18 protein-coding genes, 1 tRNA gene and 1 riboswitch are annotated in these 21,151 nt (G+C 66.5%); of the genes, 5 read left to right on the top strand and 14 right to left on the bottom strand.

The features are described from left to right. Nucleotides 1-200: 200 nt before the first annotated feature. Entirely contained in the window at nucleotides 201-2,714 is a 2,514-nt protein-coding gene (gene cas3, locus C5F44_RS03665; RefSeq protein WP_235822490.1) for a CRISPR-associated helicase Cas3', read from the bottom strand. Nucleotides 2,715-3,383: 669 nt separating this feature from the next. Between cas3 and C5F44_RS17780 the strand changes: the two genes are divergently transcribed. After that, the gene (locus tag C5F44_RS17780) at nucleotides 3,384-3,659 is read left to right on the top strand and encodes a hypothetical protein (protein ID WP_146161903.1); all 276 of its coding nucleotides are present in this window, start codon (nucleotides 3,384-3,386) and stop codon (nucleotides 3,657-3,659) included. 36 nt (nucleotides 3,660-3,695) lie between these two features. On the opposite strand, the gene C5F44_RS17775 is transcribed toward C5F44_RS17780, so the two are convergent. From C5F44_RS17775 to recJ, 4 genes are all read right to left on the bottom strand, one after another. Then, nucleotides 3,696-4,067: a hypothetical protein gene (locus C5F44_RS17775; RefSeq protein WP_146161902.1), complete on the bottom strand. Its 372-nt coding sequence runs from the start codon at nucleotides 4,065-4,067 to the stop codon at nucleotides 3,696-3,698. After that, nucleotides 4,036-4,554, bottom strand: a complete 519-nt coding sequence (locus tag C5F44_RS03660) for a Panacea domain-containing protein (RefSeq protein ID WP_146161901.1) — start codon at nucleotides 4,552-4,554, stop codon at nucleotides 4,036-4,038. The genes C5F44_RS17775 and C5F44_RS03660 overlap by 32 nt, the downstream gene beginning before the upstream one ends. Nucleotides 4,555-4,840: 286 nt before the next feature. After that, a tRNA-Glu gene (locus tag C5F44_RS03655) sits at nucleotides 4,841-4,915 on the bottom strand. A gap of 71 nt (nucleotides 4,916-4,986) precedes the next feature. Then, the gene (recJ, locus tag C5F44_RS03650; RefSeq protein ID WP_107672130.1) at nucleotides 4,987-6,735 is read right to left on the bottom strand and encodes a single-stranded-DNA-specific exonuclease RecJ; all 1,749 of its coding nucleotides are present in this window, start codon (nucleotides 6,733-6,735) and stop codon (nucleotides 4,987-4,989) included. Between the two features lie 95 nt (nucleotides 6,736-6,830). After that, nucleotides 6,831-7,042: riboswitch (cobalamin riboswitch) on the top strand. A gap of 29 nt (nucleotides 7,043-7,071) precedes the next feature. On the opposite strand from recJ, the gene C5F44_RS03645 reads away from it, so the two are divergent. Next, nucleotides 7,072-7,479, top strand: coding sequence for a hypothetical protein (locus tag C5F44_RS03645; RefSeq protein WP_146161900.1), 408 nt, complete (start codon nucleotides 7,072-7,074; stop codon nucleotides 7,477-7,479). Nucleotides 7,480-7,552: 73 nt separating this feature from the next. Here the strand turns inward: C5F44_RS03645 and katG are convergent, their stop codons facing one another. Further along, on the bottom strand, nucleotides 7,553-9,724 hold the full coding sequence (gene katG / locus C5F44_RS03640; RefSeq protein ID WP_107672128.1) for a catalase/peroxidase HPI: 2,172 nt from the start codon (nucleotides 9,722-9,724) through the stop codon (nucleotides 7,553-7,555). 153 nt (nucleotides 9,725-9,877) lie between these two features. Here katG and C5F44_RS03635 point away from each other — a divergent pair, with 153 nt between their 5' ends. Next, on the top strand, nucleotides 9,878-10,786 hold the full coding sequence (locus C5F44_RS03635) for a hydrogen peroxide-inducible genes activator (protein ID WP_107672127.1): 909 nt from the start codon (nucleotides 9,878-9,880) through the stop codon (nucleotides 10,784-10,786). A 24-nt stretch (nucleotides 10,787-10,810) separates the two neighbouring features. Here the strand turns inward: C5F44_RS03635 and C5F44_RS18225 are convergent, their stop codons facing one another. From C5F44_RS18225 to C5F44_RS03600, 8 genes are all read right to left on the bottom strand, one after another. Next, nucleotides 10,811-11,182, bottom strand: a complete 372-nt coding sequence (locus C5F44_RS18225; RefSeq protein ID WP_268876916.1) for an aldehyde dehydrogenase family protein — start codon at nucleotides 11,180-11,182, stop codon at nucleotides 10,811-10,813. 17 nt (nucleotides 11,183-11,199) lie between these two features. Next, nucleotides 11,200-12,249, bottom strand: coding sequence for an aldehyde dehydrogenase family protein (locus C5F44_RS03630; protein WP_478210331.1), 1,050 nt, complete (start codon nucleotides 12,247-12,249; stop codon nucleotides 11,200-11,202). A gap of 53 nt (nucleotides 12,250-12,302) precedes the next feature. Further along, nucleotides 12,303-13,112 carry an ABC transporter permease gene (locus C5F44_RS03625; RefSeq protein ID WP_107672126.1) on the bottom strand — a complete coding sequence of 270 codons (810 nt, stop codon included), beginning with the start codon at nucleotides 13,110-13,112 and terminating at the stop codon, nucleotides 12,303-12,305. Beyond that, entirely contained in the window at nucleotides 13,102-14,037 is a 936-nt protein-coding gene (locus C5F44_RS03620) for an ABC transporter permease (RefSeq protein ID WP_107672125.1), read from the bottom strand. The genes C5F44_RS03625 and C5F44_RS03620 overlap by 11 nt, the downstream gene beginning before the upstream one ends. Then, on the bottom strand, nucleotides 14,034-15,038 hold the full coding sequence (locus C5F44_RS03615) for an ABC transporter ATP-binding protein (protein WP_107672191.1): 1,005 nt from the start codon (nucleotides 15,036-15,038) through the stop codon (nucleotides 14,034-14,036). Before C5F44_RS03615 ends, C5F44_RS03620 begins: the two co-directional genes overlap by 4 nt. A gap of 104 nt (nucleotides 15,039-15,142) precedes the next feature. Further along, nucleotides 15,143-16,297, bottom strand: coding sequence for an ABC transporter substrate-binding protein (locus C5F44_RS03610; RefSeq protein WP_219908657.1), 1,155 nt, complete (start codon nucleotides 16,295-16,297; stop codon nucleotides 15,143-15,145). 136 nt (nucleotides 16,298-16,433) lie between these two features. Continuing rightward, complete coding sequence (locus C5F44_RS03605; RefSeq protein ID WP_107672124.1) at nucleotides 16,434-17,456, bottom strand: hypothetical protein; 1,023 nt, start codon at nucleotides 17,454-17,456, stop codon at nucleotides 16,434-16,436. Next, entirely contained in the window at nucleotides 17,453-18,367 is a 915-nt protein-coding gene (locus tag C5F44_RS03600; RefSeq protein ID WP_107672123.1) for a LysR substrate-binding domain-containing protein, read from the bottom strand. The genes C5F44_RS03605 and C5F44_RS03600 overlap by 4 nt, the downstream gene beginning before the upstream one ends. A 176-nt stretch (nucleotides 18,368-18,543) precedes the next feature. On the opposite strand from C5F44_RS03600, the gene C5F44_RS03595 reads away from it, so the two are divergent. Both C5F44_RS03595 and C5F44_RS03590 read left to right on the top strand, forming a co-directional pair. Next, nucleotides 18,544-19,581 carry a LacI family DNA-binding transcriptional regulator gene (locus C5F44_RS03595; protein WP_107672122.1) on the top strand — a complete coding sequence of 346 codons (1,038 nt, stop codon included), beginning with the start codon at nucleotides 18,544-18,546 and terminating at the stop codon, nucleotides 19,579-19,581. Between the two features lie 189 nt (nucleotides 19,582-19,770). Further along, nucleotides 19,771-21,087 carry an ABC transporter substrate-binding protein gene (locus tag C5F44_RS03590; RefSeq protein WP_107672121.1) on the top strand — a complete coding sequence of 439 codons (1,317 nt, stop codon included), beginning with the start codon at nucleotides 19,771-19,773 and terminating at the stop codon, nucleotides 21,085-21,087. The last annotated feature ends 64 nt before the right edge of the window (nucleotides 21,088-21,151 follow it).

The raw sequence follows: 21,151 nt of genomic DNA, 5'->3' as shown, positions 1-21,151 counted from the left end.
TCACACCTCGCGACTTCTTGCCGTTGGCGCGGCGGGGATGTGGTCTTCAGGAGCCTCGGGCGAGTGATTCTCGTCCGAGGCTTTTCAAATTTGCGCTGACGCCTGGGCTTTGTCAATGCTAATGAACTTACATAGCATACTTAATCCCCGCGAGTGCGGGGAACAGATTTGAACCTTCATAGCATACGGTTCATCCCCGATCACGCCCGGGGAGTGAACACCAGACCGCAATCCGTGCCATACCGCAAGCCCTCGCAGATGGTGCCGTCTTCGGCAACCGGGCAGAGGATTGTCCCGGCACTCCTCCACTCGGGCCAGAGGCGGGTGATGGCCGCGATCTCGGGCGAGGATTGGTCGGGCAGGGGCAGGCGGTCCAGCTTCCTGCGGCTGGCCGCGACTTCCGAGAAGGCCCAGGCGTCTGACCAGCCAGGGTCGTTTGCCGGATCGGGTGGCGCCCAGGGGTGCAGCGCCGCCCCCACCCGGCGGGCCAGAACCAGAACGCGCGTCTCTTCGCCCAGGCGGGTGGGGTAGGCCACATCGTCCGCGCCCCGGCCCGCATCCCGGTAACCCGCGGACAGGTCCACCAGATTGTGCAGCGCAAGGGTGCGGGCGCCCGCTGCCTTGCCAAGCGCCTCCATCTCGGCCCGCACCAACGCCTCGGGCACATCCTCGGCGCCCGCGCCATGCACCGCCTCGATCAGCGCGCGCAATCCCTGCGGGGCCTCGATCCGCCCTGCCGCGAACAGCACGCGGGCGCTGCGCCAGACATCGGCAACCGAATAGACCCAGGCCCCGCTGCCCAGCGTGCCCTGCAGCCAGCGGTCATCGGTCACCTTCGCCGGATCGGGCGACAGCACATGCAGCACGGGGGCGGGGACCGGGCGCGTCGCGGCGGGGCGGCGGTCCATATGCCGCCACAGCCGCCCGGCCCGCTGGATCAGCGCCGCAATCGGGGCGATGTCCGAGACCATGACATCGAAATCAAGGTCCAGCGAAGCCTCCAGCACCTGCGTCGCCACCAGCACGAAGCCCGCCCGATCCACCCCATCCTTGCCGACGCGCGCCAGCACCTCGGCCTCGATCCGCTTGCGGTCGTTCAGCGCGAAGCGCGCATGTAGCAGCCGCGCGGCCACCCCCCGTTCCCGCAGCATCCCGACGGCGGCGATCGCATCATCCACCCCGTTGCGCACCCAGACGCAGGCCGCGCCCTGCGCCGCCTGCGCCACCATCAGATCGGCTGCCGCCTCGGCGCTGTCGATCCTGTCCACCTGCACCGGCCCCTTCACCGGCCGCGTATCGGCGGCGAAACCCGTGACCGAAGCCCCGCCCGCCACCGTCAGCGCCGGATAGGCCGGGCCGGGATTGGCCTCGCCATAGGTCGCCAGCAACCGCGCCCGCAGGTCCAGCGGCAGCGTGGCCGTCAGAAGGATGGCCGAACCACCCGCCGCGCGGTGCATCTGCAACAGACGCTCCAGCTCCTTGCCGATATAGGGCTCGCCCATCTCGTGAACCTCATCGACGATCAGGATCTTCGAGGACAGCCCGAAATGCCGAAGCGTCTGGTGCTTGACCGGCAGCACCGACAGCAGCGCCTGATCCACCGTGCCCACGCCGACATCAGCCAAAAGCGCACGGCGGCGGCTTTGTTTCAGCCAGTCGGTGCAGGATGGCGCATCCTCGCCCGGCGCACCCCCTGTCGGCAGATCGCGGAACGGAACCGAAAGCGCGGCGCGGCCATGCGCCAGGGTCAATCTCGGGGCGGCGAAGATCCGGCCCACGGCCTCGCTGGCACGGCCGAACATCGCATCCGCCGTCGCCATCGTCGGCAGGGCGAAGTAAAGGCCGCGCCCCTTGCCCGCCTGCGCCATGCGATGCGCAAGGATCAGCGCCGCCTCGGTCTTGCCCGCGCCGGTTTCATCTTCGATCACCGCCAGCACGGGGCCATCGGGCAGGGCGACCAAGGCACAGGCCGCCTGCATCGGGCGCAGGGCAAAGTCGAAGGTCGCGCCCGGTTGCACCGGGCTGCCCGCCAGCCCGGCCTCGGCCACGGCCCGCCCCGCCGCTGCGCGCGCCTCGGCCAGATAGTCGGCCAGCCGGGGCTGACCGGCCCTTGGCGGAAACCAGGTGGTGTTCGACCCGACCCAGTCAGCCGTGGCACAAAGGCCCGGCACCCACCAGCTCAGCGCGGTCGTGGCGGCGCCCGGGGCAAGGCTCTGCAGCGATGCGCCGGACCAGAGGGCGCTGAAAGCCGCAATGACCTCGCCCGCCGGTTCCAGCCCCGATCCAACCTGCCGCAGGACTTTCCGCAGATCCCGGCTTGATCCGCCAAGGTCGCCCAGCACAAGGTCAGAGGGCTGGCCGTGGTGCCCCGCGACGGCCGCGTAAAGCGCGGCGCGCTGAAGATCATCGCCACCCAGTTTTGCGCCCAGCAGCGCATCATGGGCGAAGAACAACGCCTCGGACAATTCCCAGTGGCGGTATGTCTGCCGAGAACCGTTCTCGATCATCGCCCGGAACGAGTCGCTGATCTTTCCCAGATCATGCAGCGCGACCAGAAGCACCAGCGCGTCGCGCAGCGCAGGCTCGAAGCCAAAGGGGGCGATCAGCCGTTCGGCGACGGCGCCGACATCCAGCATGTGCAGGACCGCCGGGTGCGGCACCTGCCCCTCGGCCGCGCTTTTTCCAGGCCAGGCAAACATTGAATTGTCGTCCATGCGATCCGTGAACCGGCCTGCGCCGGCGGAAGACAGCACAGGTGTTTGAAAAGCGTAAGTCCAGTCGGGTTGCCGACTCAAGGATCGACGGGATCATGAAATCTGTTCGCCGTCACCGGGTGCGGGGCCGTTTCTGGCCTATCGAAGCGCGGCGACCCGGACTTCATCGCCGAACTGCGGGGCTTGGTCGAAGCCGGTATTCGCTTCGCGACCGCTTTGTTCGAAGCGCCTGCCGCGCTTTCTGGCATTTCGCCGGAACGCTTGAACACCCTTCGTATGAATGCCGCCGTCGCCCATGTTCACCCTGGCATCGGGCTATGTGCCCACATGGGCCGCGCCAGAGGGGCAGCAACGGCTTGCAGACAGGGCGCAGCACGTCGCTTGGCTTGCAGGGGCAGGACGGCCCGATTTCCCCGCCGTAGCCGTGCTGCGGGTCGCCGCAGGGGCCACCACGCGCCAAGCCTGCACCGCTGCGGGTATCGACCCCGGCGCACCCCTTGTGGGGCTACCTGTCGAAGCGTTCACCGAATAGTTCCCGAAGTGAAGATCGGAACAACTGCCGCGCTTTCGGGCGCGGCTTTTTTCGTCGTCAAAGGCGAAGCAAGGTCTTGATTGCGTCGTGATAGTTCCCACATCATAACGGTATTAGGATCTAATAGAGGGGCAAATATGGCATCGTTCATTATTACGTACGACACGCACAAAGGGCGGAACTATGACGCCTTCTATGAAGGAATGAGAGAACACGACGGCGTTAGTCTGGCCGAAAGTGTTTGGGGCATCACGTTGAACAACACCGCGGCGCAAGTTCGCGATTGGGTCAAGGGCTTGCTAGACGGTGACGACACTATTGTTGTCGTTCAATTGAAGCCAAAGCTTTCATGGGGCACCCAGAAGGCATCGAAAGAAGCCGTCGCTTGGCTAAAAGAAAACGCCCAAGAATAGTTTAGAGACAACAGCCGCACCTTCCGGGGTGGCTTTTTACGAACCGTTCTCGCCGCTACCGCCGCGACTTGGGAAGATGTATCGAAGAACGATGTAGTAAAGGCCGATTACTTGAATGGTCGCGCCAGAGATAAGCGCGATAAGGACTTCATCCGACCGCGAAGACCAGATCAGAAGCCCAGCAACAATCACCAGCCAAGCGCAAAGCAGACCGTAAGTTGCCCATGAGAAATGCTTCCGAAGCTTAATGTCTTGGCGGTAATCGTTAAGTTTTTCGGTGTTGAACTGCTTGGTGTAGTCGTCCGGTTCAGTCGAAGCGCCAACAGTGTCGTCAAAGACAACCAGTTCTGTCGGCGCATCTTCGCACACCTTGGCGTCAGTGCTGTCGGCTTCTTTGGACTTTAGCACGATACACCTGTTCAATCAGTTCGTTGGGAATGGTGGGCTTGCCCGCCAAGTCCATCTTTTCCGCAACAAGGGTCCAAGGTTCACCTTGGGCATGGCTCGCGTTTGACAGTTGGATGCCCGAATGAGCCTTGTAGGAATTCCAAACGGATTCGAAGAACGGTTCCAAATCGCCCGAATATACCGGCGTTTCCAGTTGGAATTTTCCGTTTTGAACAGCGTAGCGGGTGCCAAGCTTGTTGATCGGGCCGCGACCCGCATCTTTGAACTGAATGTATAGGTCGCGAACGACCGGGCCATGCGGCCAAGCTTCAACGTCTTCGTCGAACAGCGGGCCGCAGCCGTTCCCGAGGAACCAAGCATGAGCGTAGAAGACCAACTTATACAGTTTCAGTTGGTCGCAGGGCGGCACCGAAGATTCCCGCCGCGAACGTTCGAGAAACCAGTTTGCAACCGCCATGGCCGAAGTAGGGGCCGCAGTAGCGTTCATTTCGACCTCCTTCTGCTTCGTCGTGTTATCCACAACTTACCCACAGTCTAACACAAGTTCCTTACAGATGGTGATTGCCTAGCGCAATCGTCAAGATTTGTGGGGACTTCGGCAGCTCGTCGCGCAGGAACATGATCTTGGGTGTTCACGTATGCGTGATCGTTTCCCGGTCTGGGGCGGGTCGGAAGGGCTGCTTTCGGGGGGCAATCTGTCATGGGTAGATTGTGGGTGGAGATTTTCGCACCTACAGATTATTGAGTAAAATCAACAACTTAAATAGGTGAAGTGGCAGCCCGTAGGGGAGTCGAACCCCTCTTCCCAGGTTGAAAACCTGGTGTCCTAACCGATAGACGAACGGGCCACGCTTTCGGTGTGGCGGGTGTCTAACGGGGCTGCGCGGGTTCTGCAAGAGGAAAAACGAAGGTTTTCCGATCAGGCTTCCGCGGCATCGTCCAGACGGAACTGCACGCGCGAACGGCCGCCCCAGGTGTTCACCTCCAGCTTGCCGGCAAGGTGGAAAAGCCGGTGTCCGCCCTGTTCCAGCGCGGGGCCAAGGGGGCTGTCGAAGGCGCCGAACAGCACCGCTTCCGGCCCGCCGCCGCTGCGCCCGCCGATGGTCAGCCGCAGGTGCGATTCGCCCATGCGGCGGGCGGCGACGCTGACCGAGGGCAGCGCGAATCGCGGCGCCGGGGCCGAGGCGCCGAAAGGGCCGGCGCTTTCGATCTGTTCGGCCAGCGCCAGGTTCGCCGCTTCGGGCATCAGCAACCCGTCGATGCGCAGGTCTTGCGGGCCGGCGGCGCCGGCGCCCTGACGGGCCAGCAGCTCGGACAGGCGGGCCATGGCGGCGTCAAGCCGGTCGCGGTCCACCGTCAGGCCGGCGGCCATCTTGTGCCCGCCGCCCTTGACCAGCAGCCCCTCGGCCGCCACGCGCTGCACGGCGGCACCCAGATCAACCCCGGCGACCGACCGGCCCGATCCCTTGCCGATGCCGCCGTCGAAGCCGATCACGATGGCGGGGCGGTTGGTGGCTTCCTTCAGCCGCGCGGCAACGATTCCCACCACGCCGGGATGCCAGCCTTCGGCGGCGGCCCAGACCAGCGGGCCGTCAAGCCCGCGCGCCTCGGCCTGGGCCAGCGCCTCTTCGCGGACGGCCTCGGTCAGCACGCGGCGTTCGGTGTTCAGCTCGTCCAGCCGGCGGGCCAGGGCCAGGGCCTGGGCGTCATCGGTGGCGGCCAGCAGGCGGGCGCCAAGATCGGCCTGGCCGATGCGGCCCCCGGCATTGACGCGCGGCCCCAGCAGAAAGCCCAGGGCATAGGCGGTGGGGGCGCTGTCCATGCGGGCGATGTCGGCCAGCGCGCGCAGGCCGGGCCGCTCCCGCCGGGCCATGACGCGCAGCCCCTGCCGCACGAAGGCGCGGTTGACGCCGATCAGCGGGGCCACATCGGCCACCGTCGCCAGCGCGACCAGATCCAGCAGCGCCATCAGGTCGGGGCCGGCGGTGCCCTGGCCGCGCAACTGCCGGTTGGCCTCGACCAGCGCAAGGAACACCACCGAGGCCGCGCAAAGATGGGCCAGACTGCCGTCTTCGTCCTGCCGGTTGGGGTTCACCACCGCATGGGCGGCGGGCAGGGTTTCGGTGGCAAGGTGGTGGTCAAGGATCACCACATCGGCCGGCGCGGCGGCGGCAACCGGCTCATGGCTCAGCGTGCCGCAATCGACGCAAAGGATCAGCCCGTGGTCGCGCGCCAGCGCCTGCATGGCCGGCACATTGGGGCCATAGCCTTCGTCGATGCGGTCCGGGATATACAGTGTGGCATCGCGCCCCAGCGCGCGCAGCCAGGCCAGCAGCAGCGCGGCCGAAGCCCCGCCGTCCACATCGTAATCGGCGAAGATGGCGATCCGCTCGCCCGAGGTCAGGGCGCGCACCAGCCGCGCGGCGGCTTTTTCCATGTCGCGCAGCGACCGCGGGTCGGGCAGCAGGTCTTTCAGCGTGGGGGCCAGAAAGCCCGCGGCCTGATCGGGCGGCACGCCGCGGCTGACAAGGATGCGGCACAGCGGCAGCGGCAGGCGGGTGGCTTGCGCCATCGCCTCGGCCAGACGGTCGGCCCCGGCATCGGGCCCGACCCAGCGGCGGCCGGTCAGCGAGGCCTGGACATTGAGAAAGGCGGCAGGGCTGGACATGGGGCAGGGGTGCCGCAACGGGGGCCTTCGCGCAAGGGGGAATGGTCGCTCCCGTCCGCCCCCCGCGGCACGGCTTGACTCTGCCCGCCGAAACGCGGCTTTCTGCGGGCGATGGTTCCGGCGGGCGCAAGCCTTCGGATGAAAATGGGAACGCGGTGCGGCGCCTTCGGGGGCCAAGGCCGCGACTGCCCCCGCAACTGTAAGCGGCGAGCTGATCCGCAATGGTCCACTGGTGCCCCGGCACCGGGAAGGCGCGGAAAGGCGAAGACCCGCAAGTCAGGAGACCTGCCATCACACCGAAACCCGAAGCGGGCGGGGCGCCCGACAGGAGACGTGATGGAAGACGGATTTTTCCCCGAACGGGCCTCTGCGCCCGAGGGGCCGGGCGACGCAATCCCCGGCCGAATGTCGCCGCGCTGGCAGGTGACCTGCGCGACGGTCTGCCCGCATCTGGGCCGGGTCTGCCCGGTGGGGCTGGACCTGACGCGGCGGCTGGTGGCGGCCATGGCCACCGGCGCGGGCGGGCTGACGCCCGATTTCGAAATCTCGGGAACGCTGGAGGCCGTGGGCTGCATCCGCGCCTGCCGGCTGGGCTGGCAGGCCGGGGCCAGGGCCACCTGGGTGCGCGGCGACCTTGGCACCGGGGAAACCGGGCCGGGTCCGGGCCTTGCGGCGGCGGCGATCACCGCCGCCCGGCCCGATGCGCTGATCGGGGCCGAGGTCTTGCCCGACCGTCTGGCCTGAGCCGGGGCCGTCACGAAAAAGGCGCCCCCCGAAGACCGGAGGGCGCCCGAAGTTCCGGCAGACCGTGCCGCGATCAGCGCAGATCGAAACGGTCGGCGTTCATCACCTTGGTCCAGGCGGCCACGAAGTCGCGGACGAATTTCTCGGCGGCGTCATCCTGGGCATAAACCTCGGCATAGGCCCGCAGGACCGAGTTCGAGCCGAACACCAGATCGACACGGGTCGCGGTCCATTTCACCGCGCCGGTCTTGCGGTCGGTCAGGTGATACAGGTTGTTGCCCGCCGGTACCCATTTCCAGGCCATGTCGGTCAGCGTGGTGAAGAAGTCGGTCGTCAGGGCGCCGACACGGTTGGTAAAGACGCCATGCGCCGTGCCGCCGTGGTTGGTGCCAATGGCCCGCATCCCGCCGACCAGCACGGTCATCTCCTGCGCGGTCAGGCCCATGAGCTGCGCCCGATCCAGCAAAAGCTCTTCGGCGGAAACCACATAGTCCTTCTTCAGCCAGTTGCGGAACCCGTCGGCCAGCGGTTCCAGCACGTCGAACGAAGCGGCGTCGGTCTGCTCGGCCGTGGCATCGCCCCGGCCCGGCGCGAAGGGAACCGCCACATCCATGCCGGCGGCCCGGATCGCCTGTTCAACGCCCCAGGTGCCAGCCAGCACGATGACATCGGCCAGCGAAGCGCCGGTCGCGGCGGCGATGGGCTCCAGCACCGAAAGGACACGCGCCAGACGCGCCGGTTCGTTGCCTTCCCAGCCGTTCTGCGGGGCCAGCCGGATGCGGGCGCCGTTCGCGCCGCCGCGCATGTCCGACCCGCGATAGGTGCGGGCGCTGTCCCAGGCGGTGGCAACGGCATCCGCCACCGACAGGCCCGAGGCCGCGATCCGGGCCTTGACGGCGGCCACGTCATAATCGCTGCGGCCGGCGGGCACCGGATCTTGCCAGATCAGGTCTTCGGCGGGCACGTCCGGCCCGATGTAGCGGACCTTGGGGCCCATGTCGCGGTGGGTCAGCTTGAACCAGGCGCGGGCGAAGGTGTCGCTGAAATAGGCGTGGTCGGCGCGGAAGCGTTCGCAGATCGCGCGATAGGCCGGGTCAACCTTCATCGCCATGTCGGCATCGGTCATGATCGGCATGACGCGGATCGAGGGATCTTCCACATCGACCGGCATGTCCTCTTCGCGGATGTTGATCGGCATCCATTGCCACGCGCCGGCGGGCGACTTCCTCAACTCCCACTCATAGCCGAACAGCAGGTCGAAATAGCCGTTGTCCCATTGGGTCGGATGGGTGGTCCAGGCGCCCTCGATGCCGCTGGTCACCGTGTTGCGGCCGATGCCGCGGCTGGTGTGGTTCATCCAGCCAAGGCCCTGTTCGGTCACATCGGCACCTTCCGGGCTGGGGCCAAGATTGGCGGCGCTGCCGTTGCCATGGGTCTTGCCGACGGTGTGGCCGCCCGCGGTCAGCGCGGCGGTTTCCTCATCGTCCATCGCCATGCGGGCAAAGGTCTCGCGCACCTGGGCGGCGGTTTTCATCGGGTCGGGCTGGCCGTTCACCCCTTCGGGGTTGACGTAGATCAGGCCCATCTGCACCGCGGCCAGCGGGTTTTCCATCGTCGAAGGATCGGACAGATCACCATAGCGGCTGTCGCTGGGGGCCAGCCATTCCTTTTCGCTGCCCCAGTACACGTCTTTCTCCGGGTGCCAGATGTCTTCGCGGCCGAAGCCGAAGCCAAAGGTCTTCAGGCCCATCGATTCATAGGCCATCGTCCCGGCCAGAACGATCAGGTCGGCCCAGCTTATCTTGTTGCCGTATTTCTTCTTGATCGGCCACAGCAGGCGGCGGGCCTTGTCCAGGTTGGCGTTGTCGGGCCAGGAATTCAGCGGCGCAAACCGCTGGTTGCCGGTGCCGGCGCCGCCCCGGCCATCGGCCAGACGGTAAGACCCCGCCGCGTGCCAGGCCATGCGGATCATCAGGCCGCCGTAATGGCCCCAGTCGGCGGGCCACCAGTCCTGACTGTCGGTCATCAGCGCCTTCACGTCGCGCTTCAGCGCCTCGACATCCAGCGTCTTCAGCGCCTCGCGGTAGTTGAAGCCGGGCAGCGGGTTGGTCTTGCTGTCATGCTGGTGCAGGATGTCAAGGTTCAGGGCATTCGGCCACCACTCCATGACATTGGTCCCGACGCTGGTCATCGCGCCGTGCATGACCGGGCATTTGCCCGAACCCCTGGTGTCGTTCCCGTCCATCCGTGTCTCCGATGCGGCTGTGGTTTTCATGGCGTTCCAGGCCCGGCCCGGCGCGGTGACGCCAGCTTTCCGACCCTGAATATGGAATCGTTCTAACATTTGTGTATCATAATTCCAAATTGCATTTTCTAAGGTGTGCAATAAGCTGGGCTTATGATCAGCCTTTCCATGCGCCACCTCCGCTATTTCGACGCGCTGGCCCGGCACGGCCATTTCGGGCGCGCGGCCGAGGATTGCGCCATCTCGCAACCGGCGCTGTCCTTGCAGATCAAGGAACTGGAGGATCTGCTGGGGGCGACCCTGGTGGAACGCGGCGCGCGGCAGATCCGGCTGACGCCGCTGGGCGAGGACTTCGCCCAAAGGGTGCGCGAAATCCTGCGGTCGGTCGATGAACTGGGCGATCTGGCCCGGGCCTCGGTCGGGCCGCTGGCGGGGCGGCTGCGGATCGGCGTCATCCCGACCGTGGCGCCCTATCTGCTGCCCCGGGTGATCAAGGCGCTTGCCGCGCGCTATCCCGATCTGGACCTGCGCCCGCGCGAGACGGTGACACAGGTGCTGATCGACGATCTGCTGAACGGGCGGCTGGATACCGCCATCGTGGCGCTGCCGGTGTCCGAACCCGCGCTGACCGAACAGCCGCTGTTCGACGAGGAATTCATCCTGGTGCGCCCGCCCGAAGATGCAGGCAAGCCGGTGCCCAACCCCGAAACCCTGCGCGAGATGCGGCTTCTGCTGCTGGAAGAGGGCCACTGTTTCCGCGATCAGGCGCTGTCCTTCTGCATGTTGTCGCCCTCGGCGCCGCGCGACCTGATGGAAGGCAGTTCGCTGTCCACGCTGGTGCAGATGGTGGGGGCGGGCATCGGCGTGACGCTGATCCCGGAAATGGCGGTGGCGGTTGAAACGCGCTCGGCGCAGGTGTCGGTGGCGCGGCTGCCTCAGCCGCGCCCGCTGCGCACCATCGGCATGGTCTGGCGCAAGACCAGCCCGCTGGCCGGACAACTGGCGCAGGTGGCCGAGATCGTCCGTCAGGCCGGGCTGGCGGGGCGCGCCGCCCCTGTCTAGCCGTCCCGGTCTAGCCGTCCCCGTCTAGCCGTGCTTCACCATGACGTGCCGCACCACGCTGTAATCCTCCAGCGCATAGGCCGACAGATCCTTGCCATAGCCGGATTGCTTCAGCCCGCCATGCGGCATTTCGCTGACCAGCATGAAATGCGTGTTCACCCAGGTGCAGCCGTAGCGCAACCGGGCGGCGGTTTCCATGCCGCGCCCCACATCGCGCGTCCAGACCGAAGAGGCGAGGCCATAGTCGCTGTCATTGGCCCAGGTGACGGCTTCTTCGGGGTCCGAGAAGGGGGTGATCGACACGACCGGGCCAAAGACTTCGCGCCGGACGATTTCATCACTTTGCCGCGCCCCGGCCACCACGGTCGGGCGGTAGTAGAACCCGGCAGTGCCCATTGTTTCGCCCCCGGCGGTCACCTCGACATGCGGCAATTCGCGGCGCGTTCCACNAAGGACGCCACCCGGTCGCGCTGCCGCAGGCTGATCAGCGGGCCGATCTCGTTGGTGGTGTCATCCTCGGCCCCCAGCACGATGGAGGAAACGGCGGAGCTGAGGTCTGCGACCAGCCTGTCGTAGATCTTCCTGCCCGCATAGATGCGGCAGGCGGCGGTGCAGTCCTGGCCCGCGTTGTAATAGCCAAAGGCGCGCAGCCCTTCGACCACGGCCTCCAGATCGGCATCGTCATAGACGATGACCGGCGCCTTGCCGCCCAGCTCCAGATGGGTGCGTTTCACCGTCTTCGCGGCGGCATCCAGCATCTTGCGCCCGGTGGCCACATCGCCGGTCAGGCTGATCATGTCCACGCCGGGGTGGTGGATCAACTCGTTGCCCACGGTCTGGCCCCGCCCCGGCAGGATGTTGACCACGCCGGGGGGCAGTTCGTCGGCCAGGATGCGGGCCAGTTTCAGCGCCGTCAGCGGCGTCTGTTCCGACGGTTTGAACACCACCGCATTGCCGCCGCCAATGGCCGGGGCCAGTTTCCAGGCCATCATCATCAGAGGATAGTTCCACGGCGCGATCGAGGCGACGACGCCGATCGGATCGCGGCGGATCATGCTGGTATGGCCTGCCAGATATTCCCCCGCCACCGCGCCCTGCTGGCAGCGCACCGCGCCTGCAAAGAAACGGAAGCAATCCACCACGCCGGGCAATTCGTCATTGGTGACGGCATTGATCGGCTTGCCGCAGTTCAGCGCCTCAAGCGCGGCAAAACCGGCGGCCTCGGCCTCGATCCGGTTGGCAATGCGGTGCAGCGCGGCCGACCGTTCGGCCGGCGTCGTGCGCGACCAGCCGCCAAAGGCGCGGCGGGCGGCGGCAACGGCGCGGCCGATCTGGGCCGAAGACGCCTCGGCCAGTTCCAGGATCAGCGCGCCGCTGCGCGGGTTCAGCACAGGCTCGCCCGGCTCCTGTCCGGGTTCGAAACGGCCATCGATCAGGAAATCGGTATCGGCAATCCGGGGCATCGGTTGTTGCATCGGCTGGGGCATCGGCTGGGACATGGGGGCTTCCTTCGGGATCATTTGCCCGCACCGGCGGTTTCGGAACCGCCGCGGGTCAGGACATAGGCGATCAGGATCGGCACCACGGTCGCGGCAAAGACCACGATGGCGACGACATTGGTGACAGGGCGCTGCCGCGGGCGGACCAGTTCGTTCAGCATCCAGATCGGCAGCGTCGATTGCTGGCCGGCGGTGAAGGTGGTGACGATCACCTCATCGAACGACAGGGCAAAGGCCAGCATCCCCCCCGCCAGCAGCGCCGAACCAAGGTTCGGCAGGATCACATGCCGGAAGGTCTGGAACCCGTTGGCGCCCAGATCGGCCGAGGCTTCCAGGATCGACCCCGACAGCCGGCGGAACCGGGCGACGGCGTTGTTGTAGACGATGACGATGCAGAAGGTGGCGTGACCCAGCACGATGGTCCAGGTCGAGAAGGGAATGTCCATCATCGCGAAGGCCGACCGCAGCGACATGCCGGTGATGATGCCGGGCAGGGCGATGGGCAGGATCACCAGAAGCGAGATGGAATCGCGCCCGAAGAACCGCGCCCGCGACATGGCGGCGGCGCAAAGCGTGCCCAGCACCAGCGCCAGCGCGGTGGAAATCGCGGCCACCTTCAGCGACAGGATCAGCGGCGGCCAGATGTCGGGGCGGTTCCACGCCACGGCAAACCACTTCAGCGTCAGCCCCGGCGGCGGGAACTGGTAGCTGCGCTCCTCGGTCGTGAAGGCATACAGAAAGATCAGCAGGATCGGCCCGTGCAGGAACAACAGCCCGCCAAGGGCCGCCAGCTTCAGGGCAAGGGGGGCGCGGCGTTCAGAGGGCATCGAAAGCTCCGATCCGGCGGGCAAAGACCAGATAGGCCAGCATCACCACGATGGGGATAACGGCGAAGGCGGCCGCCAGCGGCAGGTTCCCCGCGGTGCCCTGCAACATGTAGACCGCCTGCCCGATGAACAGCCGGGATGAGCCGACGATCTGCGGAATGATGTAATCGCCCAGCGTCAGCGAAAAGGTGAAGATCGTGCCGGCAATGATGCCGGGCAGCGCCAGCGGCAGGATCACATGGACGAAGGTCTGCCACGAGGTCGCCCCCAGATCGGACGAGGCTTCCAGCATGGCGTTCGGCACCCGTTCCAGCGAGGCCTGCATCGGCAGGATCATGAAGGGCAGCCAGACATAGACGAAGACGATGAAGGTGCCGATATAGCTGGTGGACAGCGAATTTCCCCCGATCACGGGCAGCGACAGCACCGCGTTCAGCACATTGCCCGCGCCAATGCCCTCGGCGGCCCAGGTCACGATGCCCTCGCGCGCAAGGATCAGCTTCCAGGCATAGACCTTGACCAGATAGCTGGACCACAAGGGCAGCATGACGCCCAGATAAAACACCGCCTTCATCCGGCCCCGCGCATAGCGGGCGGCGTAATAGGCAATGGGAAAGGCCAGCACGACCGAGGCGGCGGTCACGACCGAGGCCATGGTGACGGTGCGCACGATCACGTCGAAATTCGCCGGACGCAGCAGTTCGGCATAGGTCTTGAGCGTGAATTCCGGCACGATCAGGCCCGAGAATTCATCAATCGACCAGAAGCTCTGCCACAGCAGGGCGACCAGCGACCCCAGATAGACCACGCCCAGCCAGATCAGCGGCGGCGCGATCAGCAGCGCCAGCAGCACGCCGGGGCGGCGCCAGAACAGGCCGGTCAGCCGGTCGCCGGGGCCGCGGGCGGGGTGGAACGCGCCGCTCATGCCTCGCCCGCCATCTGATGCGCGGCGTCCGCCGCCCAGGTCAGGCCAACCTCGGCGCCCTCGGCGGGCAGGGCGGTGCCGGCGGGAACCAGCGCCACCAGTTCGGTGCCGCCCACATCCACGGCCAGCCGCGTGCCAAGGCCCAGATAGCGCAGCCCGGTCACCCGGCCCCGCGCGCGCGGCGCGGTGTCGGTCAGCCGGATCGCCTCGGGGCGCAGGCTGGCCCAGGTGGCGGGGCCGCCCAGCCGCGCCGAAAGGTCGGGCGGCAGCACGTTGGATGACCCCACGAAATCGGCCACGAAACGGGTGGCCGGGCGGTCATAGATTTCTTCCGGCGTGCCCACCTGCACGATGCGCCCGCGCGAAAAGACGGCCACGCGGTCGGCCATCGACAGCGCCTCGCCCTGGTCATGGGTGACGAAGACGAAGGTGATGCCCAGCCGGCGTTGCAGGTTCTTCAACTCGTCCTGCATCGCCTCGCGCAGCTTCAGGTCCAGCGCGCCCAGCGGTTCGTCCAGCAGCAGCACCTTTGGTTCGTTGACCAGCGCGCGGGCCAGCGCCACCCGCTGGCGCTGGCCGCCCGACAACTGCCCCGGCTTGCGGCTGCCGTAATCGGGCAGATGCACCAGCGACAGCATCTCGTCGGCCTTGGCCAGACGGCTGCGGCGGTCCACGCCCTTGACCATCAGCCCGTAGGCCACGTTGTCGCGTACGCTCATATGCGGGAACAGCGCGTAATCCTGAAAGACGGTGTTCACGTTGCGCAGGTTCGGCGGCACCCGGCTGACATCTTCGCCAAAGATGCGGATCGCGCCGGCCGTGGGCGTTTCAAACCCCGAGATCAGCCGCAGGCAGGTGGTCTTGCCAGACCCCGAAGGGCCAAGCATGGCGAAGAACTCGCCCTCGGGGATGGTCAGGTCCACCCCGTCCACGGCCTTCACGGCCACAGGCCCGGCCCCGTAATGGCGCGAGACGTTCAGGAATTCGACGGCAGCGGTCATCTGGTCACCGGACATGGCCCGCCCGACCGCGGCGCAGGCACGGCAGGCGCGGGGTGGGAAAGGCCCCTGTCCCCGGCATGGGGAAAGGGGCGTGGCTCTGTGGCTCAGCGGCCGCCGATCACGCCGATATAGTCGGACACCCAGCGGTAATAGGGCACGCAGTTGCCCGCCGGGCAGCTTGCGACCGGGGTGGTCCAGAACCGGATGCGGTCGAAATCGTCAAATCCGTTGGCGGTGCAGCCTTCCTTGGTCTGCATCCCGCTGCCATCGGTGCAGGCGGCAGGAACAACGGGGTTCGACCCGAACCAGACCGACAGGTCGGATTGCAGGTTCGAATTCAGCGAATGTTCCATGAACAGATAGGCGCAGGTCGGGTGCGGCGCCTCGGAATGCAGCATCAGCGTATCGGCCCAGCCGGTGGCGCCTTCCTCGGGAATGGTGCTGGCAACGGGCTGGCCTTCCGATTTCAGCAGGTTCACCTGGAACGGCCACGACCCCGAGGCAACCACGCCCTCGTTCTTGAAGTCGTCCACCTGGATCATCGCGTCGTGCCAGTAGCGCCCGACCAGTTCGCGCTGGGCGCGCAGCAGGTCCAGCGCGGCCGCGTATTGGTCCTCGTTCAGCTCATAGGGGTTGGTGATGTCCAGTTCCGGCTTGTGCGCCATCAGGTATTGCGCGGCATCGGCAATGTGGATCGGGCCGTCATAGGCCTGCACGCGGCCCTTGTTCGACTTGCCGTCGGGCAGGGTGGTTTCCTCGAACACCACCGACCAGGATTTCGGCGGACCGTCCTTGAACACCTCGGTGTTGTACATCAGCACGTTCGGCCCCCACTGGTAGGGCACGCCGTAATGCACGCCGCCCACCGTATGCCAGGGCGCGTCCTTCAGCCGGTCATCAACCTTGGACCAGGACGGGATCAGATCGGTGTTGATGGGCTGGATACGCTTGCCCGCCACCAGCCGCAGCGAGGCATCGCCGCTGGCCGTGACCAGATCGAAGCCGCCCTCGTTCATCAGGGCAACCATCTCGTCGCTGGTGTTGGCGGTCTTCACGTTGACCTTGCAGCCCGAGGCCGCCTCGAACTTGGTCACCCAGTCATAGGCCTTGTCGGTTTCGCCCCGCTCGATATAGCCGGGCCAGGCCACGATATCGACCTGGCCTTCCGGCGTGCCAAGCGCGGTCATCTGCGCGAAGGTCGGCCCAAGGCCGGTCAACAGAACAAGGGCCGTGCTGGCCATCAGCTTCATGGTGTTCATCGCAAACTCCCTGTGGATAGGCCGCTCCGGGCGGCACGCCGGTATTCCGGTCATGCAATCACGCTACGGAAGCGGGCAGGAATCGCAAATGCAAAAGATGGATGCGAGGTATTGGTGTTTCCGATGGCTGGCGGTTTCAGCCGGCCATCAGATGCCGATGGCTTTGCCAAAGCGCCGCGGTCAGCCGCGCCAAACGGGCCGGATCATGCGCGAACAGCGTTTCCGGCGGCGCGGCGCGCATCCAGCCGGGTGGCGGCGCGCCGTCAACGCGGCCCGTGTCCAGCCCCGGCAGGGCAAGGCGCCCGGTCTCGGCCAGCCAGCGGTGGCAGGTGGCGGCGCGCAGGGCGGCCTCGGCCACTTCGGGGTGCAGGGCCAGCGGCGCATCGGGCGGATCGCTGCGGTCCAGCGCGGCCAGCGGCCGGATCAGCCGTTCGCCCCGCCGCCGGGCCGCCGCCGTCAGCCCCCCGTCGCGCCGCAGCCGCGCCAGCAGCACCAGCGCCTCGGCCGACAGGCCGACATTCGCCTGATGCCGTGGCAGGTCGGCGGGCGTCACTTCGGGGCCAAGAAACCGGGTGACGAAATCGGTGCTGATGTCGCCCCCCTGCAGGGTGGCGCGGTCAAACGCCACCAGGTCGGGCGGGCGTCCGAAGGCGGCCTCGGTGTCCAGGATCGCCTCGCGCAGCGGCAGCCGGCTGGGCGGCAGCGGGGCGTTTTCGGTCTTGAGCCATTCCTGAAGCCGCGCCCGGTAATGCGAGACCGGATCGCGGATATAGAAGATCGGGGTGATGTCGGAGGTCAGTTCCGACAGGGTTTCCGCCAGCAGGGCCTTGGCCTTGCCGCGCGCCTGCTGGAACAGCACTTCGCTGGACAGCACCAGCACCCGGGGCGGGCTGGCCGCAACCGCGACGCATAGCTCGTTCCACACCTGCCAGGCCCTGTCCGCCGTCGCCTCGGGGCCGCCATGTTCCTGCAACGTCCAGCCGGTCAGCCGGTCGGGGTGTTCGCACAGGGCCAGCAGCAGGTGATGTGCAATGGCAGAACCGCCGAAGCGCGGGTAAAGCACCGATCTGGCCCGCAGCACCTCTGCCCCGTCATGCAGCGATTGCTGCAAGGCGGTGGTGCCGGTCTTGCCCGGCCCCATGTGCAGCAGGATCTTCACGGAACGGCGGGGCGCGCGGCAAAGCCAAGCTGCGCCGACCGCACGAAATTATGCGCCGGGGCCGAAAGCGGCGCCCCCTTGCGCCAGGCCAGCCCGACCTGCACCGACGGCAGGTCGCCCGAAACATCGCGGATCTCGATCCGGTCGCCTTCCAGCGACCAGGGCCGGTAAACCAGGCTGGGCAGGATCGCCAGCCCGGCGCCAGTAGCGACCAGCGACCGCACCGCCTCGACGCTGCGGGTGCGAAAGGCGATGCGGGGCCGCACCGACAAGCCGGCCATCAGGCGGCGGGTGCTTTCCTCGATCTCGTCCACCATCAGGCTGATGAAGGGTTCCTCGACCAGATCCTCGGGCGCGATGACTTCGGCCGAGGCCAGCCTGTGCCCCTGCGGCAGCCACAGCCGATAGGGCGACACCAGCAGCGTTTCCACGTTCAGCGCCGCGCGGTCACGGATGGACGAGGTGAACAGGACGGCCACGTCCAGCTCGCCCCCGATCAGCAGGTGTTGCAGATAGTCGCCGGTTTCCTCCAGCGCCGAAATCTCGATCGCCGGCCAGCCCCGGCGAAACCGCGACAGCACGTCCGACAGCACATAGCCCGCCACCAGCGACGACACGCCCAGCGACAACCGCCCCGGCACATTGCCGGTTTCCTGCTGGAACGATTGCCGGGCCTGCGACACGTCGCCAAGAATCTGGCTGGCATGGCGCAGGAACAGCCCGCCCTTGTGCGTCAGCTCCAGCCCGCGGGCGCGGCGTTCAAACAGAAGGACGCCCAGATCCACTTCCAGCGCGCGGATCGCTTCTGTGACCGAGCTTTGCGAGATCGACAGCATCCGCGCGGCGGCCGAAATGCTGCCGGAATCGGCCGCGGCAACAAAGAACTGAAGCTGGCGCAGGGTGAAGGCCAAGGTGCCTCGCGGGGGCGGTTGGGTCTGGCCAAGGATTGCACCCTTGCGCCGTCTTTGCCAGAGCGGGCCGACGCTTGCCTTTTCCCGCGCCGCCGGGGCAGGGTGCGGCAAGTGGGGATGAGAATGATTGACGTACCTCAAGGACTGGGCCACGCTTTTCCGCATAGCGAGGAGACATGAGCCGCCCCACCGTCAATGACATTGCCCGCGAAGCCGGCGTCAGCCTGGCCACGGTAGACCGCGTGCTGAACGCGCGGCCCGGGGTGCGGGCGAAAACCGTATCGGCGGTGCAGGATGCGGTGGCCCGTCTGGGCTATGTGCGCGATATGGCGGCGGCCAATCTGGCGCGGCAAAGGCGCTATCGCATGGTGGCGGCGCTGCCCGATGGCGACAGCCAGTTCGTCGAAACGCTGGCCGAGGCGCTGACCGAGGCGGCGCAATCCGCCGTGACCGCCCGGATGGAACTGGAGATCACGCGCTACCCGGCGGAAGACGCCCATGCGCTGGCGGCCCTGCTGGGCCGGATGGCGCCGCAGGACGTGGCGGGTGTCGCGGTCATGGCGCCGGAAACCCCGGTCCTGCGCGATGCGATCAGGGGGCTGAAATCAAAGGGAATTCCGGTCATCGCGCTGGCCTCAGACCTGCCCAGCACCGAACGCGACCATTTCGTCGGCATCGACAGCCGCGCGGCGGGGCGCACGGCGGCGGTGCTGATGGGCCGGTTTGCCGGCGCGGCATCGGGGCAGATCCTGGCGGTGGCGCAGTCGATGCAGTTGCGCGATGCCATCGAACGCCGCCGCGGCTTTGACGAGGTGATGCTGGCCGATTTCCCGGGGCTTGAGGTCTTGCCCACCTTGGAAACCCACGGCTCCGACGCCACCCTCCGCGCCGTGGTGACCGAGGCGCTGCGTCATGCCCGTGATGTGCGCGGCATCTATCTTCTGGGGGCAGGGCACCGGGCGCTGGCCGCCACCCTGGCCGATCTGGGGCTGACCGGGCGATTCGTCGTGATCGGTCACGAACTGACGCCGCACACCCGCCGTGCCCTGCTGGCGGGCCATATTGATGCGATCATCACGCAGAATCTGGGCCACCTTGCCCGGTCCACCCTGCGCGTGCTGCGCGCCAAGGCCGATCACGCCCCGATTGACGAGGCGCAGGAACAGTTGCGCGTCGAAATCGTCCTGCGCGAAAACCTGCCGCCCGATCAATAGGTTGCTTTGCGGCCGCCAGACGGCGCCATCCGGCCCGTCCCATGCTGCACCGCGAAATGAGGTGCGTACCTCATAAATCTGTGGACAGCAGACGCCGCCTGTTCCTATGCTTTCCGCAGGGAGAAGGCCCGGCCGGAGGTTTCCCGGTACAGGCACGTCACGGACTGCATCGACAACCGGGAGGATTACATGAAAGCTGGACATCTGGCCGCATCCGCGGCCCTTGCGCTTGTCGCGGCCTCGGCCGCCTCGGCGCAGTCGAAGGAACTGACCCTGTGCTGGGCCGCCTGGGACCCGGCCAACGCGCTGGTCGAACTGTCAAAGGACTTCGAAGCCCAGTCGGGCATCAAGATGAAGTTCGAATTCGTGCCCTGGCCCAATTTCGCCGACCGGATGCTGAACGAACTGAACTCGGGCGGCCAGTTGTGCGACCTGCTGATCGGTGACAGCCAGTGGATCGGCGGCAGCGCCGAGAACGGCCATTACGTCAAGCTGAACGATTTCTTCGACAAGGAAGGCATCAGCATGGACGATTTCGCCCCGGCGACCGTCTATGCCTATTCCACCTGGCCGAAGGGCGAACCGAACTATTACGCGCTGCCCGCCATGGGCGATGCGAACGGCTGGTTCTACCGCAAGGACTGGTTCGCCCGCCCTGAGATCCAGGCCGCCTTCAAGGAAAAATACGGCCGCGACCTGGCCGAACCGAAGACGCAGAAGGAACTGCTGGAAATCGCGCAGTTCTTCCAGGGCCGCGAGATCGACGGCCAGACCGTCTACGGCGCCTCGATCTTCACCGAGCGCGGGTCCGAAGGCATCACCATGGGCGCCACCGGCGCACTTTATGCCTGGGGGTTCAAATATGAAAACACCCCCGGCAAGTATGACATGGAAGGGGCGGTGAACAGCCCGGCTGCGGTGGAAGGCCTTGAATTCTACAAGGAACTTTACAAGACCGCCACGCCCCCCGGCTATGACAACGCCTATATGGAACAGTCGCTGGACGCCTTCAAATCGGGGCAGGTGGCCATGGCGATGAACTGGTTCGCCTTCTTCCCCGGCCTTTACGCCGACCCCAATGTCGGCGGCGACAAGATCGACTTCTTCGTGAACCCCGCGCAGAACGTGGCCGCCAGCACGCTGGGCGGGCAGGGCATCTCGGTTGTCAGCTACACCGACAACATGGATGGGGCGCTGGCCTATATCAAATGGTTCGCCCAGCCCGAGGTGCAGAAGAAATGGTGGTCGATGGGCGGCTATTCCTGCCACAAGGCCGTTCTGGAAGACCCGGGCTTCAAGGACAGCGCCCCCTTCGCCGGCGATTTCCTTGAAGCGATGAACGGCGTGCAGGATTTCTGGCAGGAACCGGCCTATGCCTCGCTCCTGCTGGCAATGCAGGACCGGCTGCACAACTACATCGTGGCCGATCAGGGCACCGCGCAAGAGGCGCTGGATGGCCTGATCGCAGACTGGACCGAAGTCTTCCAGGACGAAGGCAAGCTCTGACCCTTGATCCCCGTCCCCCACAGCGGGGACGGGGCCAGAGACCCCTCCTTCCCCCGTTCGCGCG

Origin of the sequence: Fuscovulum blasticum DSM 2131 (assembly GCF_003034965.1) — a bacterium.
Classification (GTDB): Bacteria; Pseudomonadota; Alphaproteobacteria; order Rhodobacterales; family Rhodobacteraceae; genus Pseudogemmobacter; species Pseudogemmobacter blasticus.
This window is presented reverse-complemented; position numbering and strand designations above follow the sequence as displayed.

Coding starts and splice junctions, on each gene's coding strand:
- recJ (WP_107672130.1), bottom strand. CDS start 6,735: ATGTCCAGCCCTGCCGCCTTTCTCAATGTCCAGGCCTCGCTGACCGGC.
- C5F44_RS03645 (WP_146161900.1), top strand. CDS start 7,072: ATGGAAGACGGATTTTTCCCCGAACGGGCCTCTGCGCCCGAGGGGCCG.
- C5F44_RS03620 (WP_107672125.1), bottom strand. CDS start 14,037: ATGAGCGGCGCGTTCCACCCCGCCCGCGGCCCCGGCGACCGGCTGACC.
- C5F44_RS03590 (WP_107672121.1), top strand. CDS start 19,771: ATGAAAGCTGGACATCTGGCCGCATCCGCGGCCCTTGCGCTTGTCGCG.
- C5F44_RS03625 (WP_107672126.1), bottom strand. CDS start 13,112: ATGCCCTCTGAACGCCGCGCCCCCCTTGCCCTGAAGCTGGCGGCCCTT.
- C5F44_RS03615 (WP_107672191.1), bottom strand. CDS start 15,038: ATGACCGCTGCCGTCGAATTCCTGAACGTCTCGCGCCATTACGGGGCC.
- katG (WP_107672128.1), bottom strand. CDS start 9,724: ATGGACGGGAACGACACCAGGGGTTCGGGCAAATGCCCGGTCATGCAC.
- C5F44_RS03635 (WP_107672127.1), top strand. CDS start 9,878: ATGATCAGCCTTTCCATGCGCCACCTCCGCTATTTCGACGCGCTGGCC.
- C5F44_RS18225 (WP_268876916.1), bottom strand. CDS start 11,182: ATGGGCACTGCCGGGTTCTACTACCGCCCGACCGTGGTGGCCGGGGCG.
- C5F44_RS17780 (WP_146161903.1), top strand. CDS start 3,384: ATGGCATCGTTCATTATTACGTACGACACGCACAAAGGGCGGAACTAT.
- C5F44_RS03595 (WP_107672122.1), top strand. CDS start 18,544: ATGAGCCGCCCCACCGTCAATGACATTGCCCGCGAAGCCGGCGTCAGC.
- cas3 (WP_235822490.1), bottom strand. CDS start 2,714: ATGGACGACAATTCAATGTTTGCCTGGCCTGGAAAAAGCGCGGCCGAG.
- C5F44_RS03660 (WP_146161901.1), bottom strand. CDS start 4,554: ATGAACGCTACTGCGGCCCCTACTTCGGCCATGGCGGTTGCAAACTGG.
- C5F44_RS03610 (WP_219908657.1), bottom strand. CDS start 16,297: ATGAACACCATGAAGCTGATGGCCAGCACGGCCCTTGTTCTGTTGACC.